Here is a 22,111-nt window from a genome sequence, read left to right on the forward strand (position 1 = left end):
CACGGTCGACGGCGTCGCGTCCTCTCATCGGTTCGTGTCATTCGTAGAGGGGGGTGGGGTCCTCGGGCGTCGTGGGCTGCTTGGACCACCATGTCCGGTGCAGGCTTGTGAACCGGCCCTGGCGCGCGAGGAGTGCGGCGGGCGGGCCGTCTTCCACCAGGCGTCCGTCGTCCACCACGAGTACCCGGTCCGCGATCTGGACGGTCGACAGGCGGTGGGCGATGACCAGGGCTGTTCGGTCGCGGAGCACGGTGCGCATCGCGTGGAGCACGGTTCGTTCGGTGGGGATGTCGAGGGAGGAGGTCGCCTCGTCGAGGATCACGATGGCGGGTTCGGCGAGCAGGGCCCGGGTCAGGGCGATGAGCTGCCGCTGGCCTGCAGAGAGCCGGGTGCCGCGGGCGCGGACGTCAGTGTCGTAGCCGTCCGGCAGTGCGGCGATGATGTCGTGTGCCCTGATGTCCCGTGCCGCGCGGGCGATGGCCTCGGCATCGGCTTCGGGTCGCCCGATGGCGATGTTCTCGGCCACTGAGCCGGAGAAGAGGAACGCGTCCTGCGGCACCATGGTCACGGTTCGGCGCAGCTCGGGCGTGGGCAGATGGCGCAGGTCCTCCCCGTCTATGAGGATGCGGCCGGCCGTGGGGTCGTAGAAGCGGGCCAGCAGCTTGGCCAGGGTGGACTTGCCGGCACCGGTCGGGCCGATCACGGCGACGGTCTGACCGGCGGGTATGTGGAGGTTGAAGCCGGACAGCGCTTCCCCTCCGGTGGGGTAGGCGAAGCTCACGTTCTCGAAGGTCACCGAGCGCCCCGGGCTTTGGGCCGCCGACGGCGGAAGGGGCTTCGGGATGGGTGGTTCGGGGACGGTGGGCTGCTGGGCGAGCAGGGCGGCGATCTTCTCCAGGGACGCGGCCGCCGACTGGTAGGCGTCGGCGACTCCGCCGAGCCTGAGGGGGTTGTCGTAGAGCTGCCGCAGGTAGAGGACGGCTGCGGCGAACACGCCCAGCTCAAGTCCGCCGGAGACGACCCGGGAGGCACCCCACATCACCAGGATGGCGACGGCGATGTTGGCGACCAGCCGTGAGGTCGTGACGTAGCGGGCCATTTCCAGGTCGGCGTCGCCGTTCGTCCGCTGGTGCTCCCCGTTGAGGACGGCAAATGCGGCCGAGTTGGAGGCTTCTCGCCGAAACGCCTGGACGGTACGGATGCCGCTCAGGGTTTCGGCGAGTTTCGCGAGGACGGCGGCGGTTGCGCTCGATCTCCTGCGATGGACACGTATCGAACGGCGCCGGAAGGATCGCATGGTCCAGGCGAGCGGTCCCATGACGAGCACCGCGGCTCCACCCAGTGGCCAGTCGAGGTAGAGCAGCGCGGTCGTGATGTAGGCGGTGGACACGGCGGCGGTGACGATCGCCGCCAGCCCCTCGTCGAGCAGTCCGCGCAGCGCCTCGACGTCGGTGGTGAGCCGGGAGGTGAGGCGGCCCGAGGGGTAGCGCTCGTGGAAGTCCAGGCTCAGTTTCTGGGCGTGCCCGAACATGCGGACTCGGAGGTCGAGCAGCACGTCCTGGCCGATGCGGGCGGATACCGCGACGAAGGCGTACTGCAGGGCACCGGAGGCCAGCACGCACAGCAGGTAGCCGATCGCGACAGTGGTCATCGGCCCGCGGTCGCCCACACGCCAGGCGGGCACCGCTCGATCGATCGTGTACGCCACCAGCAGCGGACCCGTCAGCGCCGCGCCCCGCTGCAGCAGCACCAGGGCGCCGGCCAGCCAGAGGCGGCGCACGTGCGGACGCAGTAGGGACGCCAGCAGCGATCGGGCCGCTCCCTCGGGGGCGGGTAGTACGTCCTTCGCCCACGGGTCGTTGCGATGCCCGGAGCCCGATCGGATCATCGCGTACCACCCCCGCCGGCCGCGAGCGTGCTCATCAGGGAGGTGTACTCGGTGCAGGTGCGAAGGAGGTCGTCGTGGGTGCCGACGGCGGTGATCCGGCCGCCGGACAGCAGCGCGACCCGGTCGGCGAGCAGCACGGTGGAGGGCCGGTGTGCGATGACCAGGGCCGTCGTGGTGGCCAGGACCCGTCGCAGCGCTGCCTCGACGAGCGATTCCGTGTGGATGTCCAGCGCGGAGAGCGGATCGTCGAGGACGAGCAGTCGGGGCCGACCGACGATGGCACGAGCCAGCGCCAGCCGCTGACGCTGGCCGCCGGACAGGCTCATGCCCTGCTCGCCGACGTGGGTGAGTGCACCCTCCGGGAGGGTCTGGACGAAGCCGTCCGCCTGGGCAATGCCCAGGGCCCTGGTGAGGTCCGCCTCGTCGGCGTGCTCAGCTCCCAGCAGCACGTTCTCGGCGACCGTCGCGGAGAACAGCGGGGGCTCCTCGAAGGCGACGGAGACCTGACGCCGCAGCTCGGCGCGCGTCAGTGCCGCCACGTCCGTCCCGTCAAGGAGGATCCGGCCGCCGGTCGGCTCGTGCAGGCGGGGCACCAAGGTGACCAGGGTGCTCTTGCCGCTGCCGGTGGCGCCCACCAAGGCCACGGTCTCGCCGGGCGCGATCCGCAGGCTGACGCCCCTGAGCACGGCCGGTTCACCCGGCGAAGCGTCCGGGTAGCGGAATTCCACGTCCTCGAAGACCACCTCGGCTGCGGCTGCCTCGGCCCCGTCCCCCGCCCCTGGCTCGGCTCGGTGGGTAAGGTGCGCCCGCGCGTGGTCGGCCGGGGCGGGCTCGTCCATCACATCGAAGTAGCGGTCGGCCGCAGCGGCTGCGTCGCCGCTCATCGCAAGCAGCGATCCCGTCGACATCACCACGGGGCGCAGTTCCATCGCGATGGCGAGAAAGGCCAGGAGTGTCCCGGCCGACAGCTCGCCGTCAGCCACCTCCACCGCGCCCAGCACCAGCACGGCCCCCAGCGACGCGTCCGGCAGTACCGCGAGCAGCGTCGACAGGGCTGCCAGCAGGCGAGCCTTGGCCAGTTCCGTACCGCGAATCCGTAGCGCCCGTTGCCGGAAGGCCCAAGTCAACCTGTGGTGATGGCCGAAGCTCTTGACGACTCGGAAGCCCAACACCGACTCCTCCACCATCGTTGTCAGATCGCCGGCCTGCTCCCTCGCCTGGCGCGCTGCGAGCCCGTAACGCGTCTCAAGGAAGGAACACAGCGCCAGCAGCGGCACCACGGGGGCCAGCAGTACCAGGCCGAGCACCCACTGCTGTGCCAGCAGGAGCACGCAGCCGACCAGCAGCGTCGCGCTGTTGACCACCAGAAACGGCAGTGCCAGTGCCAGAAAGCCGTGTAACGACCGGAGGTCGGCGGTGCCTCGCGACACGAGCTGACCCGACGACCAGCGGTCGTGAAACGAGACGGGCAGACGTTGCAGGTGGTCGTGGAGCCCGCCGCGCATCGACGCCTCGACCGCGGCCAGCGGGCGCGCCGTCAGCCAACGACGCACCCCGAAGATGCCGGCCTCGACGACCCCCAGCAGTAGGAGGACTCCGCCACCCAGCCACACCCCCGCCGCATGTCCGTCGCTGACCGGACCGTCCACCATCCACTTCAACACCAACGGCATCAGCAGAGCCAGGCACGAAGCGACGACCGCCAGCAGCGCCGCCAGGAACAACCGGCCCCGCACCGGCCTCACGTGCGGCCACAGCCGTAGCAGCGAACGCACCGGAGAGCGCCGTGGACTGTAAGAGAGCAATTCCACCACCCATGCAAGCGTCGGCAGGGGACTCTAGCGACGCCCGTTACGGCGGTCACACGCTTTTCCGCGTGGCGGGGAGCAACTCGCCGCCGCCCTGCACGCGTTGCGGACCGGGGGCCGGGTCGCCCTGTGCGGCATGATGTCGCAGTTCGGCGGGGAGCGGCGGTCCGCCGACATCAACCAGTTGATCCAGGCGGTCCTCAAGCGGCTGACCCTGAGCGGCTTCATCGTCCGCGATCACGAGGATCTGCGGCCGGAGTTCGAGCGCCGGGTCGCGAGCCGGTTCGGTTCGGGCCGGATCACCGCGCGGGAGACGGTCGTCGACGGCCTGGAGCACGCTCCCGGCGCGCTGCTGGCCCTGCAGCACACCGGTGAGGATGGCGCCGGGTCCGTTGGGCAGGAAGCCACTCAAGACACTCGCGCTCGAAGCCGGAGTGTCATCGCACCGGCTTCTACTCCCGGAAAGACCCCAACAGTTCCCACTGACCGGGCCCTTACGAGCACCTCGCCCATGAGTTCACCCGCCGCCTCCAGACCTTGCAGGACTCAGGAAAGACCCCCGATCCCCGCACGGCCCAGATCGACCGGCTCAAAGCAGAGATCGCGGACCTCAAGACCCGCCTCGCGCCTCCATCACGACGAGAGCGTCATGACGGCTTCAAGGAAAGGGACACCAGCCCATTCAGTTGCCTGAGCGCACGCTTCCGCATCGCCAAGGTCAGGGCCTGTGGCGAGCGTCATCGTGGATAAGAACCGGACGCTAGGTCCCGGCCTGGACTTCAGTCCGCTTCTCCAGGCGGCTGCCCCGCGGCAGGGTTATGGACATGATGTCGCTGGGGCCGTCCAGTGCGATGCGGTGCCACCGCCCGCGCGGGACGATGGCCGCTGTTCCGGCCGCCAGCTTGATCTCCTCCTCTTCTCCCGGCTGCTCCGGGCGGAAGTACAGGCGTATCCCGCCGGTGAGGCAGGACACGACTTCGTCCGCCTCGGAGTGGATTTCCCAATGGTCGGCGTGGACGTCGGCGTCGGTCTCCACATGGAAGGTCATCAACTGTCAGCCGTCCCGCTCCGGGTCGAACACGGGTTGCTCGGCGCGCACCTGGCCGCTTTGGGCAAGGTGGATGAAGGAGGCGAACAGATCGATCGGGGTAACGGTCATGCCGGAACATCCATTCTGCGGTGATCTTTCATCTGGTGGGTTGTAGGGCACGAGGGCCGGCCCGGTCGGCCGCCGCCGCCTCACTCGGCCACGGCGCGGCGCAGGGCTACACCGAGTTCGGCGAACTGGCGCTGCGACACGTCGGCGGACAGGACCGCCAGGGAGCCGTGGAAGGTGCCGGGCCACTGGTGCAGTTCGACCGGGACGCCCGCCTGCAGCAGGCGCAGCGCGTAGGTGATGCCCTCGTCGCGGAGCGGGTCGAACTCGGCGGTGGCAACGTAGGCAGGGGGGAGGCCGGAAAGGTCGTCGGCCCGGGCCGGGGCGGCGCACGGTGTGGCGGGCTCAGAGCCCAGGTAGTGCCGCCACGCTGCGGTGAGTGTGTCGCGATCGTGCAGGGGCGTGTCGGTGAAGTTCCGTTGCGACCACGTGTCCTGACGGTCGTCGAGCAAGGGCTGGTTGAGCAGCTGGAAACGGATTGCGGGCCCCTGCTGGTCACGTGCCCGCAGCGCCACCGCGGCTGCGAGGCCGGCGCCGGCGCTGTGCCCTCCGACGGCGATCCGGTTCGGGTCGATGTCCAGCTCGGCCGCGTGTTCTGCCGTCCAGGTCAGTACGGCGTAGGTGTCGTCCAGGGCGGCTGGGAATCGGTGCTCGGGGGATCGGCGGTAGTCCACCGAGATCACCACTGTGCCTGCGCCGGCCGCGAGCCGGGCGGAAAAGTGGCGATCGGTGTCCAGATCCCCCATGACCCAGGCTCCGCCGTGCAGCCAGATGATCGTGCCCCGCGCCCCGTTCGGGCGGTAGATCCGCACCGGCACATCCGGATCGGCGGGCACGGTACGGTCTTCGATCTCCATGCGTGATGTGTCCGGCGCGGGTGCCGCGGCGGCACGCTCGGCGTAGTTCTTGCGGTCGGTGACAGGGTCGGTCAGGTCGGCTTTCACGAGTAGGGGGACGAACGCTTCGAGTTCGGGATCCATGACGACCATCCTCATCGCCGACACCCAGGGTGTCAGCCGCCAACTGTCGGGCATCCGGCCCGAGTTACGCGCCGATCGGCGCATCCACCGGCCCTTATCCTTGCGCCATGGAGGCCCTTGCCGAACGGCTGTCGCACCTGGACTCGCACGCCCAAGGCGCGATCCGCGTCGTCGCGTTCTACGACACGTTGATGCGCCGGCGGGTGGATCTCCCGGCTCTCGCCCGGGCCTCGGCGGGCCTGGCCGGGTGCGCGGTCGGGATTCGGCTCCACGGCACAGGGCGGGTGATCCGCATCTCGCCCGACGGCAGGCAGGCGTCCACTCCGCTGCACCCCGCGTCCACCACGGCGCCGATCACCCTCGACGAGGAGGAGATCGGCACGGTGTGGCTGGAACGCCCCGGCCCGCCCGGTCCGCTCGATGAAGTGCTCCTGGACCGGCTCGCCATCGCCGCCGCGGCGGTCGTCGAACGATACGGCCCGGCCCGCACCACCATGGCCGACCCCGCCCTCGTCGAACTGGCGATCAGCTCCGCCGGCGACGAGGCGGCCCGGACCCGCGCGCTACGGCTCCTGGGGTTCGCCGCCGACTTGCCGGTCCGTGTCGTCGCCGTACATTCGCAGCTGCCACTCAACGAGGTCGGCGCCCTGGTCTGCCCGGCCCACCCGGTGAAGGCGGCATCGCTCGCCGACGTCGGTGTCATCCTGGCGACCACCGTGGACCAGGGCCGGTTCCCGGCAGGCATACGCGCGGGCATCGGCGCCGCCGAAAGCCCCGACCTCTCCTGGCGGCAAGCCCGCACCGCCCTCCGTTTCACCACTTCACGCCAGCCGACCGTCCGCTACGACGACTTGGGGGCATTGGCGCTGCTCGCCCAGGTACCTCCGGACGCCGCGCAAGGCAATGCCGACGTGGCCGCGATCGCCCGCATCGCCGGCAACCCAGAAGATCTGGAGACGTTGGACGCCTACTGCGCCACCGGCTCCCTGCGCCGGGCCGCCGAAATTCTCCACTTGCACCACAGCAGCGTCGCCCGCCGACTTGAACAGATCGGCAGGACTCTGGGCGTCGAACTCACCGAACCCTCTGGCCTGATACGGGCCGCTCTCGCCCTCACCGCATGGCGGCTGCTCAGCGACCAAGGAAGTCCCGTCTCGCCTCCGGCACGAGGACGACACCCGTCCAACAGGTACCCGGAGGAGCGAAATCCACGAAGTCGGCAGGGGGACGCGCGCCTCCCGGTCAATGACTCGTCTCTGTAACGGCCTACGATCGGGGCGACATCACTCCATCGACTCCAGAATGCGGTCGAGTGTCCGGCGCCCCATTCTGCTCATCGTCGGATTACTCTCGACGTAGTACCAGACAACACCCATCGCCTGTTCGAACGCCCATGCCTTGCCGCGCTCCCACTCCAGATCGTCACAGACCAGTGTCCGCCGGAGTACTTCCCGCGGGCCTGGCTGCAACAGGTGCCAGGCACTGACCAGATCCAGCGCGGGGTCGGCCGGGCCGAAGCCGCCGGTGTCGAGTACGCCGCTGAGCCGGTCTCCCTCGACCAGTACATTGCCGGGAATCAAGTCACCATGGCTCATCACGTCGGCACCCGTGCGTGGTAATTCCCGAAGGTGGCTCCACACCTGGCGCAGCCGGGGCACGTCGAGCAGCCCCTTGCTCTCCTCGAAGCACTTCGCCATCCAATCGTCGTGGTGAGCGAGAATGCCGCCACGACTTTCGCCGCTGAAAAGCCGCCCCCGCGTCTCGGCCTCCCGCAGGGCTGTGATGAAGGCCGCAAGGTCCTCGGCAAAAGCGTCCGACCCACTCGGGTCGGCATCGAAGGCGACCGTTCCCGGCAGCCATGTCTGGACCGACCACGGCATGGGGTAACCCGCTCCAGGCTTTCCCAAGGCGACGGGTTCCGGGGCGGGGAACCGAGACGCCTGTGCCAGCTCCGCGCTCGCCTGGGCTTCCTGTTCCAGAACCGCCAGCGCCTCGGCAGCATCGGCCAGACGTAGTGGGAAACGCGCAGAGAGGTCGTTCCCGATGCGGAAGATGGCGTTGACCGTCCCGGTCGACGACACGAGTTGGATCGCCTTGCCGCTCCACTGAGGGAACTGTTCTTGGATCAAGGTCGCAACGATTTCGGTGGTCACGTCCACTTGGTCATCGTGCATCGTCATTCTCGCCGGCCCTTCCACTGGTCCAATTCGAAACGCCGGAAGCAGACCAGATCAACTGAGACGACAGCCAGTATTGATACGCCAGGGTCCAGATCAACTGATATTTTCGGCTACCCAGGTGTCTCAACCGTTCTGGTCGCCCAGGTCACAGCCGCGGCTTCGGACCAGATCACTTGAGATGGGACAAACCTCTTCCTCTTCCATCCGGGCCGCTCGGCCATCGGGGAAGACCGCCCATGGCTGCAGTTCCGGATGGTGCTTGACGTCGGGCGGGTGACCCACGTCAGACAGCCGATTCACCAGTCCCGCAACCGAGCCCGGCGCCGTCCCGATCACCGCCTTGCGGCACCCCGAAGCCCCGGCAACCGCCGTCGGACTCCCCAACCTCGATGGGCCTTTGTGCGTTTCAGGGGCCCTGCGGCGAGTCGAGAGCGCCAGTTGGGCTACCGGGACGAACTCGCCGAGCTGAACGCGCCAGCCGCTGCAGGGCGCTCCCTTGGCCGTCAATCCCTCGTACGTTCGTCGACCACTTCGGCCGCGAGCTGCGGCGACTCGCGTGAGATCATCCGTTTATGAGCAGCGATCTGGAAGTAAGTGCTCTGGCGATCAATGTCACGATCCCGCAGGCGCTCCGCTGGACAGACACTCGACGCGGTGAAGTGTTCACTCTGACCACACTCAACGTCCGGCTTCTCCCGGACGGTCACCTCGCCGTGAAGGCCTATGGCCGACCAGTCGGTGGTGGTCGGGGCGCATACGTCTCGTTCCCTGTCCCCGACAAAGCCGAACTGGCGGCCCTGGTCTCCGACGCTGCCAGCCGTGCCGGGGCGTTGTGGGCCGCCCATCGCGGTCTCGGCTGATCTTGGTTCGACTCGATGGCGGATGGTGGCAGTGCCGGACTTCGCCCTTGCGGCGTGGCCTGGGAGGATAGATCTTTTTGCGTGACCCGAATACAACTGACGGACTCCGAGTGGGAGTTCATCGGGCCGTACCTGCCTATCGGCCAGTACTGCCCGTGTCCCGAGCGGCTGCGGCAGCAGTACGCCGAAGCGGATCCCGAACGGGAGGAGCAGCGACGCATCCGGCGCCGACGAAAGCTTCGGCTGAAGGCCGCCCTCCTGGGGCGCTCGCGGGGTGGGCAGACCAGCGAGGTCCATCTCGCTGCCGACCGCAATTACCGCCCGCCGGCGTTCGTCCTGACTGAAGGGCAGGCCGCGGACAGCCCGCAGTTCATGCGGTGCTCAACAAGATCCGGGTTCGCGGGCCCGTTGGCCGTCCCCGCACCCGGCCTGCCGCCGTCGCCGGAGACAGGGCCTACTCGTCCCGCAGGAGAGAAACACCTTCGAGCGCCTGATCAACAAGCTCAAGGCCTGGCGTTCACCTCACCCGCACCGCCCATTGATCACGACTCGATACGCGCCCTAGCGGACCCGCGGACCCGCGAACAACGAACCGAGGAGAGGGACTTGATACAGACGCTGCGCACCTGGTTCGGCGGCCGGCAGACACCACGAGACGTTCCGCCGGACACCGGATCGACCCGGTATGTGCTCTTCGAGGTCGGCGAGACCCACAAGCGCCCAGAGCTGGAACGAACGATCGAGCAGGCATGGGACGGCATCGGCGACTGGCGGGCCTGATGCGGCGGTTGGGTACGGCGCACGTCGAGTCGTGCCGCGTACGCCGAGGCCAGTACGCCGGGTTACTCCCCCTGTCAGACGTCCTCGCCGCCCCCGCACGGCACGGTGAGTCACGTGAAACTGAGCCGACCCGCACGCCGGGCTTCCCTCGTCGTCCATGTAGCCGCCTCCGCAAGCTGGCTCGGGCTCACGCTCGGGCTGCTCGCCCTCGGGATCACAGCGGCCACCACCGGGTCCGCGGTGACCGTGGAGGCCTCCGTCCGGGCCATGAAGCTCTTCGCCGACTGGCTCCTGCTCCCCGTCGCTTTCCTCACCCTCCTCAGCGGCCTGGTCCTGTCCCTGGGCACGCCCTGGGGACTGGCGAGGCACCGATGGGTCTACACGAAGTTCTGGCTGACCCTGGCCACGACCACCGCCACGGTCTTCGCCCTGCGCCCCGGGGTGAACTCCGCGGTCGCCGCCGTGGCCGCGGGCGAGGGACTGCCCGACGCCGGTGACGTCCTGTTCGGGCCGGTCGTCTCGCTGTCCGCCTACGTCTTCATGACGGTGATCTCCGTCCTCAAGCCCTGGGGGCTGACTCGGCGTGGCCGTAACCTGCGCGCGTCCGCCCGCGGGCCGAGGGCTGCCGAACGCGCCCGTCAGACCGCCTGACCCGCGGGTCGGCTGAGCGGGCTGGTTGTGTCGGCCCTCGTTCAGCCGGCCCGCAGGACGTCGAGCGAGGTGAGTGCCACGTGCAGTTCCGTACGTTGCTCGCCGGATTCGAGGTCGCGGTCGAGCAGGCGCTCGATCGTGCGCAGGCGCTGGTAGACGGTCTCCCGGGACAGGTTGCCGCGGCGGGCGGCGGTGGTCTTGTTGCCTGCCGCGTCCAGGTAGTGGCGCAGGGTCGTCAGCAGGTCGGTGCCGTGTCGGGTGTCGTGGTCGATGAGCGGCCCGAGCTGACGTTCCGCGTACTCCTGGATGCGGGTGTCCTCGCGGAGCGCGTACAGCAGTTGGCGCAGGCCGATGTCGGTCAGTTCGTGGAAGGACCTGCCCTCGGGGAGGGGCTGACCGGGCTGGACGGCCTCGCTGACGCGGGCCGCCCGGCGGAAGGAGCGGGCGGTGTCGAAGAGGTCCGCGACCTCGGAGCCGACGCTCACGACCACCTCCGGGTTCAGGTCCAGCACGGTGCGGCTCAGCCGCTCCACCACGGGTCGCCAGGGCTGTGCGGGGCGCAAGGCCAGCAGGATGCCGAGGCGGCCGGGGGCCAGGCGGCCGACGAGCGCCGGGATCCCCGCGGTGTGCAGCTCCTGGGACAGGCGGGCCTCCGACTCGGAGCCCTCCTCCGCCGTGCGGGTTTCCACGAGTACGGCGAGGAAGGTCCCGCCCTCCGTGGGCAGGCCCAGTGCCGCGCAGCGGGCGCGGGCGTCCTCGGGGGAGCGGTGCCGCCGCTCGGCGAGATCACGCAGGGCGCTTCGGTGCGCGCCGCGTTCCCAGGGCGTGGGGTGGATCAGACGGGCGATGGTGAGGGACATCGCCGTCCTCTCCAGGACGGTGACGTCCTCGTGTCCGAAAGCTAGTGCCCCGGCAGGCAACGTTTGCCCGTCAAGGAGCGCCCGCCGCGCAGCGGCCGAGGACCGCAGCCGGTGCGTGCTCTCGGCGTGCCGGCCGGAAGGCTCCGTCGATGGACCGGACGTACTTGGGCTTTCGGCCGGTGCGGCGAGAGGGCGTGCCGGGCGTCGCGACGGGGCGAACGTTGCCTGCCGGGGCACTAGGGAGGGCAGCATCACCACGCGCCCCCAGCGTTCGCCCTGGTACTCCACGGGTGCCACGAGCCAGCTCTCCGGGCCCCGGACTTCCGTGTGGTCGCCGGTCGGGGTCGCCCTGGAGCGGCGTTCCCAGTCCGTGAGCGCCTCTTCCACCGTCGTGCCCGACGGTTCGCAGATCAGCGCCTGGTGGACCAGGTTCTCCAGGACGACCGTACGGCCGCTCGTCTCCGCCGCGGCACGCACCACGTCCTCGGGGCCCGCGCCGCGCAGCGTCAGCGTGGTGAACGCCTCGTGGATCCGCTGGGTCCTGCGCATCGCGTCGGCCTGGTTGCCGAGGATGAGCGCGTGGACGACCTGGGTGACCTCCAGGAAGTTGACGTCCTTGGACAGGGTGACGAGCGGGAGGCCGCGGGCGTGGCACGCCTGGACGAGGGCGTCGGGCGGGCGGTGGTAACGCCGTACCAGCTCGATGACCAGGGCGGCGGCGCCCACGTCCGTGAGTTCGTCGACGTAGCGGCGGACACCCGCCGGGTCCTCGGGCAGGGGCATGCCGGTGGTCAGGACGAGTTCGCCGCCCTTGAGGAAGGAGGCGGGGTCCGTCAGCTCGGTGATGTGGACCCAGCGGACCGGCCGGTCGAGGCGGGTGACCCCGGTGACGACCTGGGGCTGCCCCGCGGCGAGGACCGGGAGGGCCAGGACGTCGGCCACGGTGGGCGGGTGGCCGGGCGTGGCGCCCTCGCGCTCGTCGGTGACCGGCGGCGCGGACGCTTCGCCGTTCTCGCTCATGGTGCCTCCCTGCGTGCCCGGACACTGTGACAAGCCCGGTTGACCTGCGCAAGAGCCACTCTGCGGCCACCACCGCAGTCTCGGCCCGGCCGACGCGCCCGAGACGGTTGACACAACGTCCGAACTCGACGGCCGAGCTGGACAGATCAGGCGTTGTCGCCGTGCCCGTCGGCCGGGATGCTCGAGATGCCGGAGTAGACGACAACGCATGGCTGGGAGACGAACATGACCGCACTGTCGCCGCACCTTCGCCAGGCCACGCCCGTCGTGGCGGTCCGGGGCGAGGGCGTCCACCTCTACGGCGAGGACGGCCGCCGCTACCTGGACTTCACCGCCGGCATCGGCGTCACCAGCACCGGGCACTGCCACCCCAAGGTAGTGGCGGCCGCACAGGAGCAGGTGGGCACGCTCATCCACGGCCAGTACACGACGGTCATGCACCAGCCGCTGCGGCGCCTGGTCGACAAGCTCGGCGAGGTGCTGCCGGCCGGCCTGGACAGCCTGTTCTTCACCAACTCCGGCAGCGAGGCGGTGGAGGCCGCGCTGCGGCTGGCCCGGCAGGCCACCGGCCGCCCGAACATCCTGGTCTGTCACGGCGGTTTCCACGGCCGTACGGTGGCCGCCGCCTCCATGACCACCTCCGGCACCCGCTTCCGGTCCGGCTTCTCCCCGCTGATGAGCGGCGTGGTCGTCACCCCCTTCCCGTCGGCGTACCGCTACGGCTGGGACGAGGAGACCGCGACCCGCTTCGCCCTCCAGGAGCTCGACTACACCCTCCAGACGATCTCCTCGCCCGCCGACACGGCCGCGGTCATCGTGGAGCCGGTGCTCGGCGAGGGCGGATACGTGCCCGCGACCCGCGCCTTCCTCGAAGGACTGAGGGAGCGCGCGGACCGCCACGGCTTCCTGCTGATCCTCGACGAGGTGCAGACCGGCGTGGGCCGCACCGGCCGGTTCTGGGGCCACGACCACTTCGGCGTCACGCCCGACATCCTGATCACCGCCAAGGGGCTGGCCAGCGGGTTCCCGGTCTCCGGCATCGCCGCGTCCGAGGAGCTGATGAGCAAGACGTGGCCCGGCTCGCAGGGCGGTACCTACGGCGCCAACGCGGTGGCGTGCGCCGCGGCCTGCGCCACGCTCGACGTCGTACGCGAGGAGAAGCTCGTCGAGAACGCCGACGCGATGGGCGCCCGGCTGCGACAGGGGCTTCAGGCGGTGGCCGGCCGGACGCCGGCCATCGGGGACGTACGGGGCCTGGGGCTGATGCTGGCCTCCGAGTTCGTCACCGAGGACGGCAGCCCCGACCCCGAGACCGCCGCCCGCGTGCAGCGGGCCGCCGTCGACGAGGGCCTGCTGCTCCTGCTGTGCGGGGCCTGGAACCAGGTCGTGCGCATGATCCCGGCGCTCGTCATCGACGAGACGGCGGTGGACGAGGGCCTCCAGGCATGGGCGGCCGCGGTCGAGGCCGGCACCTCGGGAGCGTCCGAGCGATGACGCACGCGCCCGCGGCCGTGGCCCGTCTGGTCGCCCGGCTGGCCGAGACCGCCCCCGGTCTGCGGGTGGAAACCGGACCGGGCCCCACGGGTCCGTACGCCTACGACGCCTCCAACTACCGCGTCCCCCCGCGGGCCGTGGCCTTCCCGCGCACCGCCGAGGACGTGAGCGCGGTGCTGCGGGCCTGCCGGGAGGCGGGGATCCCGGTGACGGCTCGGGGCGGCGGCACCAGCATGGCGGGCAACGCGGTCGGACCGGGCGTGGTCCTGGACTTCTCCCGGCACATGAACCGGATCCTGGACCTCGACCCGGAGTCGGGCACCGCGCGCGTCGAGGCCGGAGTAGTCCTCGACGCGCTGCGGGACGCGGCCGGCGAGCACGGGCTCACCTTCGGCCCGGACCCCTCCTCGCACAGCCGCTGCACGCTCGGCGGAATGATCGGCAACGACGCGTGCGGGAACCGGTCGGTGCGGGACGGGCGGACCAGCGGACACATCGAGGCCCTGGAGATCGTCACCGCGGACGGTGTGCGCGCCCTGGCCGACCACAGCGGCCTCCGTGCGCTCGACGCCGCGGACACCGAACGGATCGCCCAGCTCGAAGAGCACGTACGGCAGCTGATCACGGACCACCTGGCGACGATCCGCACCGAACTCGGCCGCATCCCCCGCCAGGTCTCCGGCTACCAGCTGCACCACCTGCTGCCCGAGCACGGCTTCGACGTGGCCCGCGCCCTGGTCGGCACCGAGGGCACCTGCGCGGTCGTGACGGCCGCGAAGGTGCGCCTGATCGCCACCGCGCCGGCCTCGGCGCTGCTGACTCTCGGCTACGACGACGTCGTCGACGCGGCCGAGGACGTGCCGGAGATCCTGCGCTGGTCGCCCTCCGCCGTGGAGGGCATGGACGAGGCGATCGTCGCGACCATGCGCGCCCGCCGTGGCCCCGGTTCCGTCACCGGCCTGCCGGAGGGCCGTGCCTGGCTCTACGTCGAGCTCGACGGCGACGACGAGGCCTCGGTCACCGCCCGCGCCGCGGAACTGCTCGACGTGCTCAAGGCCCGGGGCCGGATGACCGGTGGTCGGGTCGTCGAGAGCGCGGCCGAGCGGCGCTCGCTGTGGCGGGTCCGCGAGGACGGGGCCGGACTCGCCGCCCGTCTCGTGGACGGCGGGGAGTCCTGGCCCGGGTGGGAGGACGCGGCGGTGGCCCCCGAGCATCTGGCCGCCTACCTGCGGGACTTCCGCAAGCTCCTGGCCTCCCACAGCCTGACCGGAGTGCTGTACGGGCACTTCGGCGCGGGCTGCGTGCACGTGCGCATCGACTTCGACCTCGCCACGGACACCGGCCGGGCCGCCGCCCGCCGGTTCCTCACCGAGGCGGCCTCCCTGGTCGTCGAGCACGGCGGCACGCTGTCGGGCGAGCACGGCGACGGACGTGCCCGCAGCGAGCTGCTGGAGGTCATGTACAGCCGCGGGATGATCCGGGCGTTCGCCGCCTTCAAGGAGATCTTCGACCCCGAAGGGCTGCTCAACCCCGGTGTCATCGTGGCCCCGGCCGCCCTCGACACCGACCTGGCGCTGCACCGGATCGAGCCGCTCGACACGGTGTTCACCTTCCCGCACGACGAGGACGGTTTCGCGGGCGCGGCCCGCCGCTGCGTGGGCATCGGCCGCTGCCGCAGCGACGCGGGCGGAGTGATGTGCCCCAGTTACCGGGCCACCGGGGAGGAGAACGACTCGACCCGGGGGCGGGCCCGCCTGCTCCAGGAGATGGTGCGCGGCGAGACGGTCCAGGACGGCTGGCGCTCGACCGAGGTCCGTGAAGCGCTCGACCTGTGCCTGTCCTGCAAGGCGTGCTCCAGCGACTGCCCGGTCGGCGTCGACATGGCCACGTACAAGGCGGAGTTCCTGCACCAGCACTACAAGGGAAGGATCAGGCCCCGCTCCCACTACTCGCTGGGCTGGCTGCCCCTGACCTCCGCCCTCGCCGGATACGCCGCCCGCCCCCTCAACGCGCTGCTGCGCGGGCCGGTGGGCACCTTGCTCGCCCGCCTCGGCGGCGTGTCCACGAAGCGCGGGATCCCGGCCTTCGCCTCCCGGCGCACCCTGCGCAAGGTCCTGCGCGCGGCGAGGACGAGCGAACCGGCGAAGGCGCTGCTCTTCGTCGACAGCTTCACCCGCGCCTTCCGCCCCGAGGTGGCCGGAGCCGCGAGCCGCGTGCTCACCGACGCGGGAATCCCCTGCACGACACAGGACGACCTGTGCTGCGGCCTGACCTGGGTCAGCACCGGCCAGCTGTCCGTCGCGCGCCGAATCATGGCCCGCACGGTCGCCCACCTCGACAACGGCGACGACCGGCCGATCATCGTGGCGGAACCCAGCTGCGCCGCCGCTCTCAAACGCGACGTGCCCGAACTGCTCGGCACCGAGGCCGCCGCGCGCGTCGCCGCCCGCGTCCACACCTTCACCGGGGCCCTGACCGACCTCGCCGAGCCGGGCTGGAACCCGCCGCCGCTGCCCGGGAACGTCGTACTCCAGACCCACTGCCACGAGTACGCCACCTTCAAGGGCCGTCGCCCCGCCGACCTGCTGCGCCGGTTCGGCGTACGCGAGGTCGACGAGGCCGAGGGCTGCTGCGGACTCGCCGGGAACTTCGGCTTCGAGGAGCAGCACTACGACACCTCGATGGCCGTCGCCGACCTGGCCCTGAAGCCACGGCTCGACGGCATCGACGAGGCCACGCGGACCGCCGTCGTGGCCGACGGCTTCAGCTGTGCCACCCAGATCGACCACCTCGCCGGTGACCGGGACATCCGCGCCCTGCACCTCGCGGAACTCCTCGACCCCGCCGCCGATCAACCAGGAGAGACCTCATGACCGACACACCGACGCAGTTGTTCATCGGCGGTGCCTGGGTGGACGCCGCGGACGGCGCCACCCTGCCCGTGGACGACCCGGCGACCGGCGAGATCCTCTGCCACGTCGCCGACGCGGGCCCGAAGGACGCCCGGCTCGCGGAGGACGCGGCCGTCGAGGCACAGGAGGAGTGGGCCCGTACGGCGCCCCGGGCGCGCAGCGAGATCCTGCGCCGCGCGCACGAGCTCATCCTGGAGCGCACCGACGAGCTCGCCCACCTCATGACGTCCGAGATGGGCAAGCCGCTGGCCGAGGCCAGGGGAGAGGTGGCGTACGCAGCCGAGTTCTTCCGCTGGTTCTCCGAGGAGGCCGTCCGCATCGACGGCGGCTACGGCGTCCTGCCCGACGGCCGCAACCGCATGCTGCTCTCGCGCCGCCCCGTCGGACCCTGCCTGCTGATCACCCCGTGGAACTTCCCGCTGGCCATGGGCACCCGCAAGATCGGCCCGGCGATCGCGGCGGGCTGCACGATGATCCTCAAGCCGGCCCCGCAGACCCCCCTGTCCAGCCTGGCCCTCGCCGCGATCCTGAAGGAGGCCGGACTGCCGGACGGCGTACTGAACGTCGTCACCACCTCCCGGGCGGGCGAGGTGTGCGAACCGCTGCTGCGCGGCGGCCGGATCCGCAAGCTGTCCTTCACCGGCTCCACGCAGGTCGGACGGCTGCTGCTCGCGCAGTGCGCCGACACGGTCGTACGCACGTCCATGGAGCTGGGCGGCAACGCGCCGTTCATCGTCTTCGACGACGCCGACCTGGACACGGCCGTGGACGGCGCGATGGTCGCCAAGATGCGCAACATGGGGGAGGCGTGTACCGCCGCGAACCGCTTCTTCGTCCACCGGTCGGTGGCGGAGGAGTTCGCGCAGCGTCTCGCGACACGTATGGGTTCGCTCGTCGTGGGCCCCGGCACCCGGGACGGCGTCGACGTCGGCCCGCTGATCGACACGGCCGGGCGGGCCAAGGTCGAGGAACTGGTCACGGACGCGGTGGAGCGTGGCGCCCGGGTGCTCGTCGGCGGCCGTACCCCGGAAGGGCCGGGCTGCTTCTACCCACCGACCGTACTCACCGACGTCGCCCCTGACAGCCGTCTGATGGACACGGAGATCTTCGGACCCGTGGCCGCGATCCTCACCTTCGACGAGGAGGACGAGGTCGTACGCCGCGCCAACGACACCCCCTGGGGACTGGTCGGCTACGTCTTCACCGAGGGCCTGGACCGCGCGCTTCGCATCAGCGAACGGCTGGAGGTCGGAATGGTGGGGCTGAACACGGGGCTCGTCTCCAACCCGGCCGCACCCTTCGGCGGCGTCAAGCAGTCCGGGCTGGGCCGTGAGGGCGGCAGGGTCGGGATCGACGAGTTCCTGGAGTACCAGTACCTCGCGGTGCCCGTGCGATGACGGCGGCGGTCCTGACCCCGCGTACCCGCGTGCTGCGGCCGACCCACATGTGGGGGAGCCGCCCTCGGCCCAGGTGGCGGGCGGTGATTTCCGCGGCGGTGTCGGTCACCAGCCGCCCCAGCTCCGTCAGTCGACCGGGGTCGAAGCGGGAGTCGGGAAGGGAGACGGCCACGGCGGCCAGTACGGCTCCCGCTTGCGCACCGCCCACCCGTCCGCATCAGGCGCGCCAGCCCCTGCCGACACGGCACCGGATCGGCCTGATCCACGGGCAGCATCGTCGCGATATCCGCCCTGCGGCCGCTGCGTCGGTGGACCTGTGGGCTTCCCGTCACCAAGGTCCACGGCACCCGCCCGCAGCGACTGGCAGACGACCATAAAATGGAACAAACCATCCATGGATGATCGAGGCCAACGTGTCGACCAACGGTGTGGCATCGGGCTCGTACCCGTTCGGTTCCGTGAGTGCCGGCGAAGCTCCCGAGCGCGACGACGCACTGGTCAGCGCGGTCGTCAGTGCCGTGGAGGTGACCGGAGCGCATGCCGGAAGCGTGTTCCTGATCTCCGGCGACCATCGCTCGCTCGTCCTGGCCGCGGCGTGCGGGACGCCGCCCTCCCTGCTGGGCGGGTGGCGTCGGATCCCGGTGAACAGCCGCATCCCGGTGGCGGAGGCGTACCGCTCCGGGCGCATCGTCCACCTGGCCGGTGCGGAGGAGACGATGCGGCGCTTCCCCCAGCTCTCGGTCGCCGTGCCGTACCCGTTCGGCTCCGCCTCGGTCCCCGTGAGAGCGGGAGAGCGGGCCTTCGGAGCGATGGCAGTGGTGTGGACGCCCAAGCCCGACGGGACGGGACTGTCGAGGAGGCAGCGCCGGCAGCTGTACTCCACGGCCGACCGTCTGGGCACCGCCCTCGCCGGGCTGAGCGCCCGCCGCCTGCTCGGCGAGTGGGACGAGCGGAAGGCGCCGATGGTCGTCCCGGTGCCGTCCGCTCCGATGGTACGGGTGGGTCTGTTCGACTGGAACCTCGACACCGGAGCGCTCACGGTCGACGACGAGCTGTGCGCGATCTTCGGGATCCCGCCGCGCGAGTTCGACGGACGGGCGGCCACCCTGGCGGCCAGGATCGAGCCCTCGGATCTGCCCGGCTTCCGGTCCGCCGCCCGTGCCGCGGTCGAGGAAGGGCATGTGCTCGCGCACTGCGTACGCATCAGGGACAGCGGTGGGGGGCTCCGCACGGTCGAACTCTGGGGCCGGGTGCCCGAGCACCCTGACGACCCGCGGGCGGCGACCCATCTGATCGGCGCCGTGCTCGACTCCGGGAGCGGCATGGCCGCCGTCGCGGCGATCGAGCGGCTCGCGGACGGCTTCTTCGCGCTCTCCTCGGACGGACGTGTCACCTACGCCAACCACAGCCTGGAGAATCTGCTGCGGGCCGGTCAGGACGAACTGCTCGGCCGACGCCCCTGGGACGTTCTGCCCTGGCTGGCCGATCCCGTGTACGAGGACCGCTACCGGGCCGCCGTGGTCTCGCAACAGCCGGTTTCCTTCCTGGTCCGCCGCCCGCCCGACGAATGGCTGGTCTTCTCCCTGCACCCGGGCGCGCAGGGCATGACGGGATGGGCGGCGCCCGTGAGACAGCCGGTGCCGGCCGGCACCGGCCCCGGGACGGCCGTGGCGGAGGAGGGCCCGCCCGCCTCCTTGTCGTCTCCGCCCGCGGCCCCGCGACTGGGCGCCCTTTACCGCGTGCTCCAGCTGGGCAGCGCTCTGACCGGGGCGGTCACCGCACGCGAGGTGTTCGATGCCGTCGCCGATCAGCTGCTGCCCGCTTTCGGCGGCCAGACGCTGGCGATCGCCGTGGTGGAGGAGCGGCGCCTGCGCCTGCTCGCGCAGCGCGGCTACTCCGAGCGCTTTCTCGCCCGGTTCGAAGGCACCCCCCTGCATGCCCGGCTGCCCGTGACGGATGCGCTGGCTTCCGGTGCACCCCTGTTCGTCGAATCCCCGGAGGAGTTGCTCGAGACGTACCCCGGGATCCTGGTCGGCCAGTCCAACTCCTGGGCATTCCTGCCGTTGATCGCCTCCAACCGCCCGGTCGGCGCCTGCATGCTCGGCTTCGACGACGTCCACCGGTTCCCCGACGAGGAGCGTGGCGTCCTCACCGCCCTGGGCGGCCTGATCGCCCAGGCCCTCGAACGGGCCAGGCTCTACGACGCCGAATTCGCCCTCGCCCGCGGCCTGCAGAACGCGCTGTTGCCGCACCGGCTGCCCACGCTGCCGGGCGTCCGTGTCACCGGGCGCTATCTTCCGGGCACCAGGGGCATGGACATCGGCGGCGACTGGTACGACGCCATCCCCATCGGCGATGAGGTCGCGCTCATCGTCGGGGACGTCGAGGGACACAACGTGGCCGCCGCGGCCACCATGGGCCAGCTACGCAGCGCGATGCGGGCCTTCGTCATCGCCGGCCACCAGCCGAAGGACGTCGTCGCCGGCACCAACCGGCTCCTTCTGGACCTCGACCCCGCGCTGCTCGCCAGCTGCTGCTACGCCCGCCTCCAACCCCGCTCGGGGATCGTACGCATCGTCCGCGCGGGCCACTGCCCGCCCCTGCTGCGGCTGCCCGACGGACACGCGGAGATCCTGGATGCGCCGGGCGGCCCGCTGCTCGGCGTCGAGGCAACGCCCGACTATCCGGAGTCGGAGCGGCACCTCGTGCCCGGATCGGTCCTCACGCTGTACACGGACGGGTTGATCGAGAGACGCGACTCGGACATAGGTTCCGGCATCGGCCGGCTCCGGGACTCACTGGCCCGCATGGGCGGCAACCGCCTGGAGGATCTGGCCGACGGACTGCTGCGGGACGCCTGCCAGTCCCTCGACCGGGCGGACGACATCGCACTCCTGCTCACCGAGTACACCCCGTCACGATGAGACGCGGAAGGCGTGCGGCTACCTGCCCCAGATCTTCCGGTACGCCTCCCGATAGCCCGGCGGGTCCCAGGCCGTGTCCCCGTCGCTGTTGTCGGACGTGGCGATGTGGACGGGAGACACGTATCCGCTGGCGGGTCGCCCGGAGAAGGCGCGGTTGAACTCGTCGACGATCTGCCAGCCTTGCAGGGACAGCGGCTCGGGCACGGTCGCCGCCTGGTACTGCCTGCTGTTGATGCGCTGGAAGGCGGAGGGGTCGCCGTCTCCGGCGCCGATGTTGAAGGGCGGTCCGGACCCCTGCTTGCCGGCCGCGCGGAACGCCGGTGCGGCATCGGCGAAGTACAGGTCGTTGATGGCCACGGAGTGGGTCCACCTGTCCTGGAAGCGGGACAGGAGCGAGGCGACCTCCCGGGGCGTGCGACTGCTCGCGTCCGGGATCGGGATGTTCTCGTAGGCCAGCAGCTTCACTCCCGAACAGGTGGCGAGCTCCTGCCTGATCAGCTCGGACTTGTTCCTGGCGAAGGGGATCGAGGCGTCGGTGAAGACCACCACGCCGGCGTTGCCGCGGGAGCTCGAGATGACCCATTGGGCACTGACTCCCGCCACGTCCTCGACTCTGGTGGTGACGTTGGTGAAGAGCTCGGGCCGCCGGCTGGGGCCGGGGGCAGCGACCGCGTGCCAGCCGATGAGCGGGATGCGTGCCGCGTTGGCCCGGGCGACCTGCTGCGACGTCGAGTCGGGGTCGAAGCCGCCGATGACGATGCCCGACGGCCTGAGGGCCACGGCGTCGCTCATCGCCGCCTGGATGCCGGCCGGGGTACCGCCACCGTCGATCACCCGGACGTTCCAGCCGATGACCCGCGCGGCTTCCCGCACGCCGTCGGCGGCGCCCGCGACTCCGGGATTGGTCATGGTCTGGGCGACGTAGGCGATGGTTCTGCCGGGCACCGCCGTGGGGCCGCTGGTCGGTCCGTTCCAGGGGACGTCGGTCCGCTCCGCCCGGCTGACGGCGGCCTGGGCCCCGGCGTGGACCGCGGGACAGCCGTTCGGACCCGAGGGGGAGTCCCCCGGGCCGCTCGACGAGCCGCGTTCGCAGCCGGCCAGGACGGTTGCCGCGGCCAGCAGGGCGGTGGCGGCGGACCGGGCCTTGAGGACGGCGGGGGCGGTCTTGTTGTCGCGGTGCACGGGAACTCCTCGCGGAGGG

Annotated in this window: 16 protein-coding genes and 1 pseudogene; 9 read left to right on the plus strand and 8 right to left on the minus strand. The window is 71.0% G+C overall.

Annotated elements, in window-relative coordinates; all coding sequences use genetic code 11:
- Positions 1-37: 37 nt before the first annotated feature.
- The 5 genes from Q4V64_RS49360 to Q4V64_RS49380 form a co-directional block, all read right to left on the minus strand.
- Positions 38-1,888, minus strand: a complete 1,851-nt coding sequence (locus Q4V64_RS49360; protein ID WP_124444727.1) for an ABC transporter ATP-binding protein — start codon at positions 1,886-1,888, stop codon at positions 38-40.
- On the minus strand, positions 1,885-3,663 hold the full coding sequence (locus Q4V64_RS49365) for an ABC transporter ATP-binding protein (RefSeq protein ID WP_124444728.1): 1,779 nt from the start codon (positions 3,661-3,663) through the stop codon (positions 1,885-1,887). The genes Q4V64_RS49360 and Q4V64_RS49365 overlap by 4 nt, the downstream gene beginning before the upstream one ends.
- Before the next feature lie 85 nt (positions 3,664-3,748).
- Positions 3,749-4,108, minus strand: coding sequence for a hypothetical protein (locus tag Q4V64_RS49370; RefSeq protein ID WP_303714858.1), 360 nt, complete (start codon positions 4,106-4,108; stop codon positions 3,749-3,751).
- 348 nt (positions 4,109-4,456) lie between these two features.
- Positions 4,457-4,744 (minus strand): cupin domain-containing protein, encoded by a 288-nt coding sequence (locus Q4V64_RS49375; RefSeq protein WP_303714860.1) that lies wholly within the window; start codon positions 4,742-4,744, stop codon positions 4,457-4,459.
- A 191-nt stretch (positions 4,745-4,935) separates the two neighbouring features.
- Positions 4,936-5,832: an alpha/beta hydrolase gene (locus tag Q4V64_RS49380; RefSeq protein ID WP_124444729.1), complete on the minus strand. Its 897-nt coding sequence runs from the start codon at positions 5,830-5,832 to the stop codon at positions 4,936-4,938.
- Positions 5,833-5,939: 107 nt separating this feature from the next.
- Between Q4V64_RS49380 and Q4V64_RS49385 the strand changes: the two genes are divergently transcribed.
- Entirely contained in the window at positions 5,940-7,094 is a 1,155-nt protein-coding gene (locus Q4V64_RS49385) for a helix-turn-helix domain-containing protein (protein ID WP_124444730.1), read from the plus strand.
- Positions 7,095-7,115: 21 nt separating this feature from the next.
- Here Q4V64_RS49385 and Q4V64_RS49390 read toward each other — a convergent pair whose 3' ends face one another.
- The gene (locus tag Q4V64_RS49390) at positions 7,116-8,012 is read right to left on the minus strand and encodes an aminoglycoside phosphotransferase family protein (protein ID WP_124444731.1); all 897 of its coding nucleotides are present in this window, start codon (positions 8,010-8,012) and stop codon (positions 7,116-7,118) included.
- Between the two features lie 572 nt (positions 8,013-8,584).
- Here Q4V64_RS49390 and Q4V64_RS49395 point away from each other — a divergent pair.
- The 4 genes and pseudogenes from Q4V64_RS49395 to Q4V64_RS49410 all read left to right on the plus strand — a co-directional run bounded on the left by Q4V64_RS49395 (position 8,585) and on the right by Q4V64_RS49410 (position 10,303).
- Complete coding sequence (locus Q4V64_RS49395) at positions 8,585-8,872, plus strand: hypothetical protein (protein WP_124444732.1); 288 nt, start codon at positions 8,585-8,587, stop codon at positions 8,870-8,872.
- 81 nt (positions 8,873-8,953) lie between these two features.
- Positions 8,954-9,389, plus strand: a pseudogene (locus Q4V64_RS49400) (hypothetical protein); the annotation flags it as partial.
- 89 nt (positions 9,390-9,478) lie between these two features.
- On the plus strand, positions 9,479-9,652 hold the full coding sequence (locus tag Q4V64_RS49405) for a hypothetical protein (RefSeq protein ID WP_172629547.1): 174 nt from the start codon (positions 9,479-9,481) through the stop codon (positions 9,650-9,652).
- Positions 9,653-9,766: 114 nt separating this feature from the next.
- Positions 9,767-10,303 carry a DUF2269 domain-containing protein gene (locus Q4V64_RS49410; RefSeq protein WP_124444733.1) on the plus strand — a complete coding sequence of 179 codons (537 nt, stop codon included), beginning with the start codon at positions 9,767-9,769 and terminating at the stop codon, positions 10,301-10,303.
- Between the two features lie 41 nt (positions 10,304-10,344).
- On the opposite strand, the gene Q4V64_RS49415 is transcribed toward Q4V64_RS49410, so the two are convergent.
- Positions 10,345-12,183 (minus strand): PucR family transcriptional regulator, encoded by a 1,839-nt coding sequence (locus Q4V64_RS49415; RefSeq protein ID WP_124444734.1) that lies wholly within the window; start codon positions 12,181-12,183, stop codon positions 10,345-10,347.
- Between the two features lie 225 nt (positions 12,184-12,408).
- Here Q4V64_RS49415 and Q4V64_RS49420 point away from each other — a divergent pair, with 225 nt between their 5' ends.
- The 4 genes from Q4V64_RS49420 to Q4V64_RS49435 all read left to right on the plus strand — a co-directional run bounded on the left by Q4V64_RS49420 (position 12,409) and on the right by Q4V64_RS49435 (position 20,910).
- Positions 12,409-13,677, plus strand: coding sequence for an aminotransferase class III-fold pyridoxal phosphate-dependent enzyme (locus Q4V64_RS49420; RefSeq protein ID WP_124444735.1), 1,269 nt, complete (start codon positions 12,409-12,411; stop codon positions 13,675-13,677).
- On the plus strand, positions 13,674-16,550 hold the full coding sequence (locus tag Q4V64_RS49425; protein WP_124444736.1) for an FAD-binding and (Fe-S)-binding domain-containing protein: 2,877 nt from the start codon (positions 13,674-13,676) through the stop codon (positions 16,548-16,550). The genes Q4V64_RS49420 and Q4V64_RS49425 overlap by 4 nt, the downstream gene beginning before the upstream one ends.
- A complete protein-coding gene (locus Q4V64_RS49430) occupies positions 16,547-17,986 on the plus strand; it encodes an NAD-dependent succinate-semialdehyde dehydrogenase (RefSeq protein ID WP_124444737.1) in 1,440 nt (479 codons plus the stop codon). The genes Q4V64_RS49425 and Q4V64_RS49430 overlap by 4 nt, the downstream gene beginning before the upstream one ends.
- Before the next feature lie 398 nt (positions 17,987-18,384).
- Complete coding sequence (locus Q4V64_RS49435; protein ID WP_124444738.1) at positions 18,385-20,910, plus strand: SpoIIE family protein phosphatase; 2,526 nt, start codon at positions 18,385-18,387, stop codon at positions 20,908-20,910.
- Between the two features lie 18 nt (positions 20,911-20,928).
- Here the strand turns inward: Q4V64_RS49435 and Q4V64_RS49440 are convergent, their stop codons facing one another.
- Positions 20,929-22,092: a substrate-binding domain-containing protein gene (locus Q4V64_RS49440; RefSeq protein ID WP_124444739.1), complete on the minus strand. Its 1,164-nt coding sequence runs from the start codon at positions 22,090-22,092 to the stop codon at positions 20,929-20,931.
- Positions 22,093-22,111: the final 19 nt, after the last annotated feature.

Source organism: Streptomyces sp. NL15-2K (genome assembly GCF_030551255.1).
Taxonomy (GTDB): Bacteria; Actinomycetota; Actinomycetes; order Streptomycetales; family Streptomycetaceae; genus Streptomyces.

Excerpts from the sequence above, each read along its gene's own strand:
- Q4V64_RS49360 (WP_124444727.1), bottom strand. The coding sequence starts at position 1,888 with ATGATCCGATCGGGCTCCGGGCATCGCAACGACCCGTGGGCGAAGGAC.
- Q4V64_RS49375 (WP_303714860.1), bottom strand. The coding sequence starts at position 4,744 with ATGACCTTCCATGTGGAGACCGACGCCGACGTCCACGCCGACCATTGG.
- Q4V64_RS49380 (WP_124444729.1), bottom strand. The coding sequence starts at position 5,832 with ATGGATCCCGAACTCGAAGCGTTCGTCCCCCTACTCGTGAAAGCCGAC.
- Q4V64_RS49385 (WP_124444730.1), top strand. The coding sequence starts at position 5,940 with ATGGAGGCCCTTGCCGAACGGCTGTCGCACCTGGACTCGCACGCCCAA.
- Q4V64_RS49390 (WP_124444731.1), bottom strand. The coding sequence starts at position 8,012 with ATGACGATGCACGATGACCAAGTGGACGTGACCACCGAAATCGTTGCG.
- Q4V64_RS49395 (WP_124444732.1), top strand. The coding sequence starts at position 8,585 with ATGAGCAGCGATCTGGAAGTAAGTGCTCTGGCGATCAATGTCACGATC.
- Q4V64_RS49415 (WP_124444734.1), bottom strand. The coding sequence starts at position 12,183 with ATGAGCGAGAACGGCGAAGCGTCCGCGCCGCCGGTCACCGACGAGCGC.
- Q4V64_RS49420 (WP_124444735.1), top strand. The coding sequence starts at position 12,409 with ATGACCGCACTGTCGCCGCACCTTCGCCAGGCCACGCCCGTCGTGGCG.
- Q4V64_RS49425 (WP_124444736.1), top strand. The coding sequence starts at position 13,674 with ATGACGCACGCGCCCGCGGCCGTGGCCCGTCTGGTCGCCCGGCTGGCC.
- Q4V64_RS49430 (WP_124444737.1), top strand. The coding sequence starts at position 16,547 with ATGACCGACACACCGACGCAGTTGTTCATCGGCGGTGCCTGGGTGGAC.
- Q4V64_RS49435 (WP_124444738.1), top strand. The coding sequence starts at position 18,385 with ATGATCGAGGCCAACGTGTCGACCAACGGTGTGGCATCGGGCTCGTAC.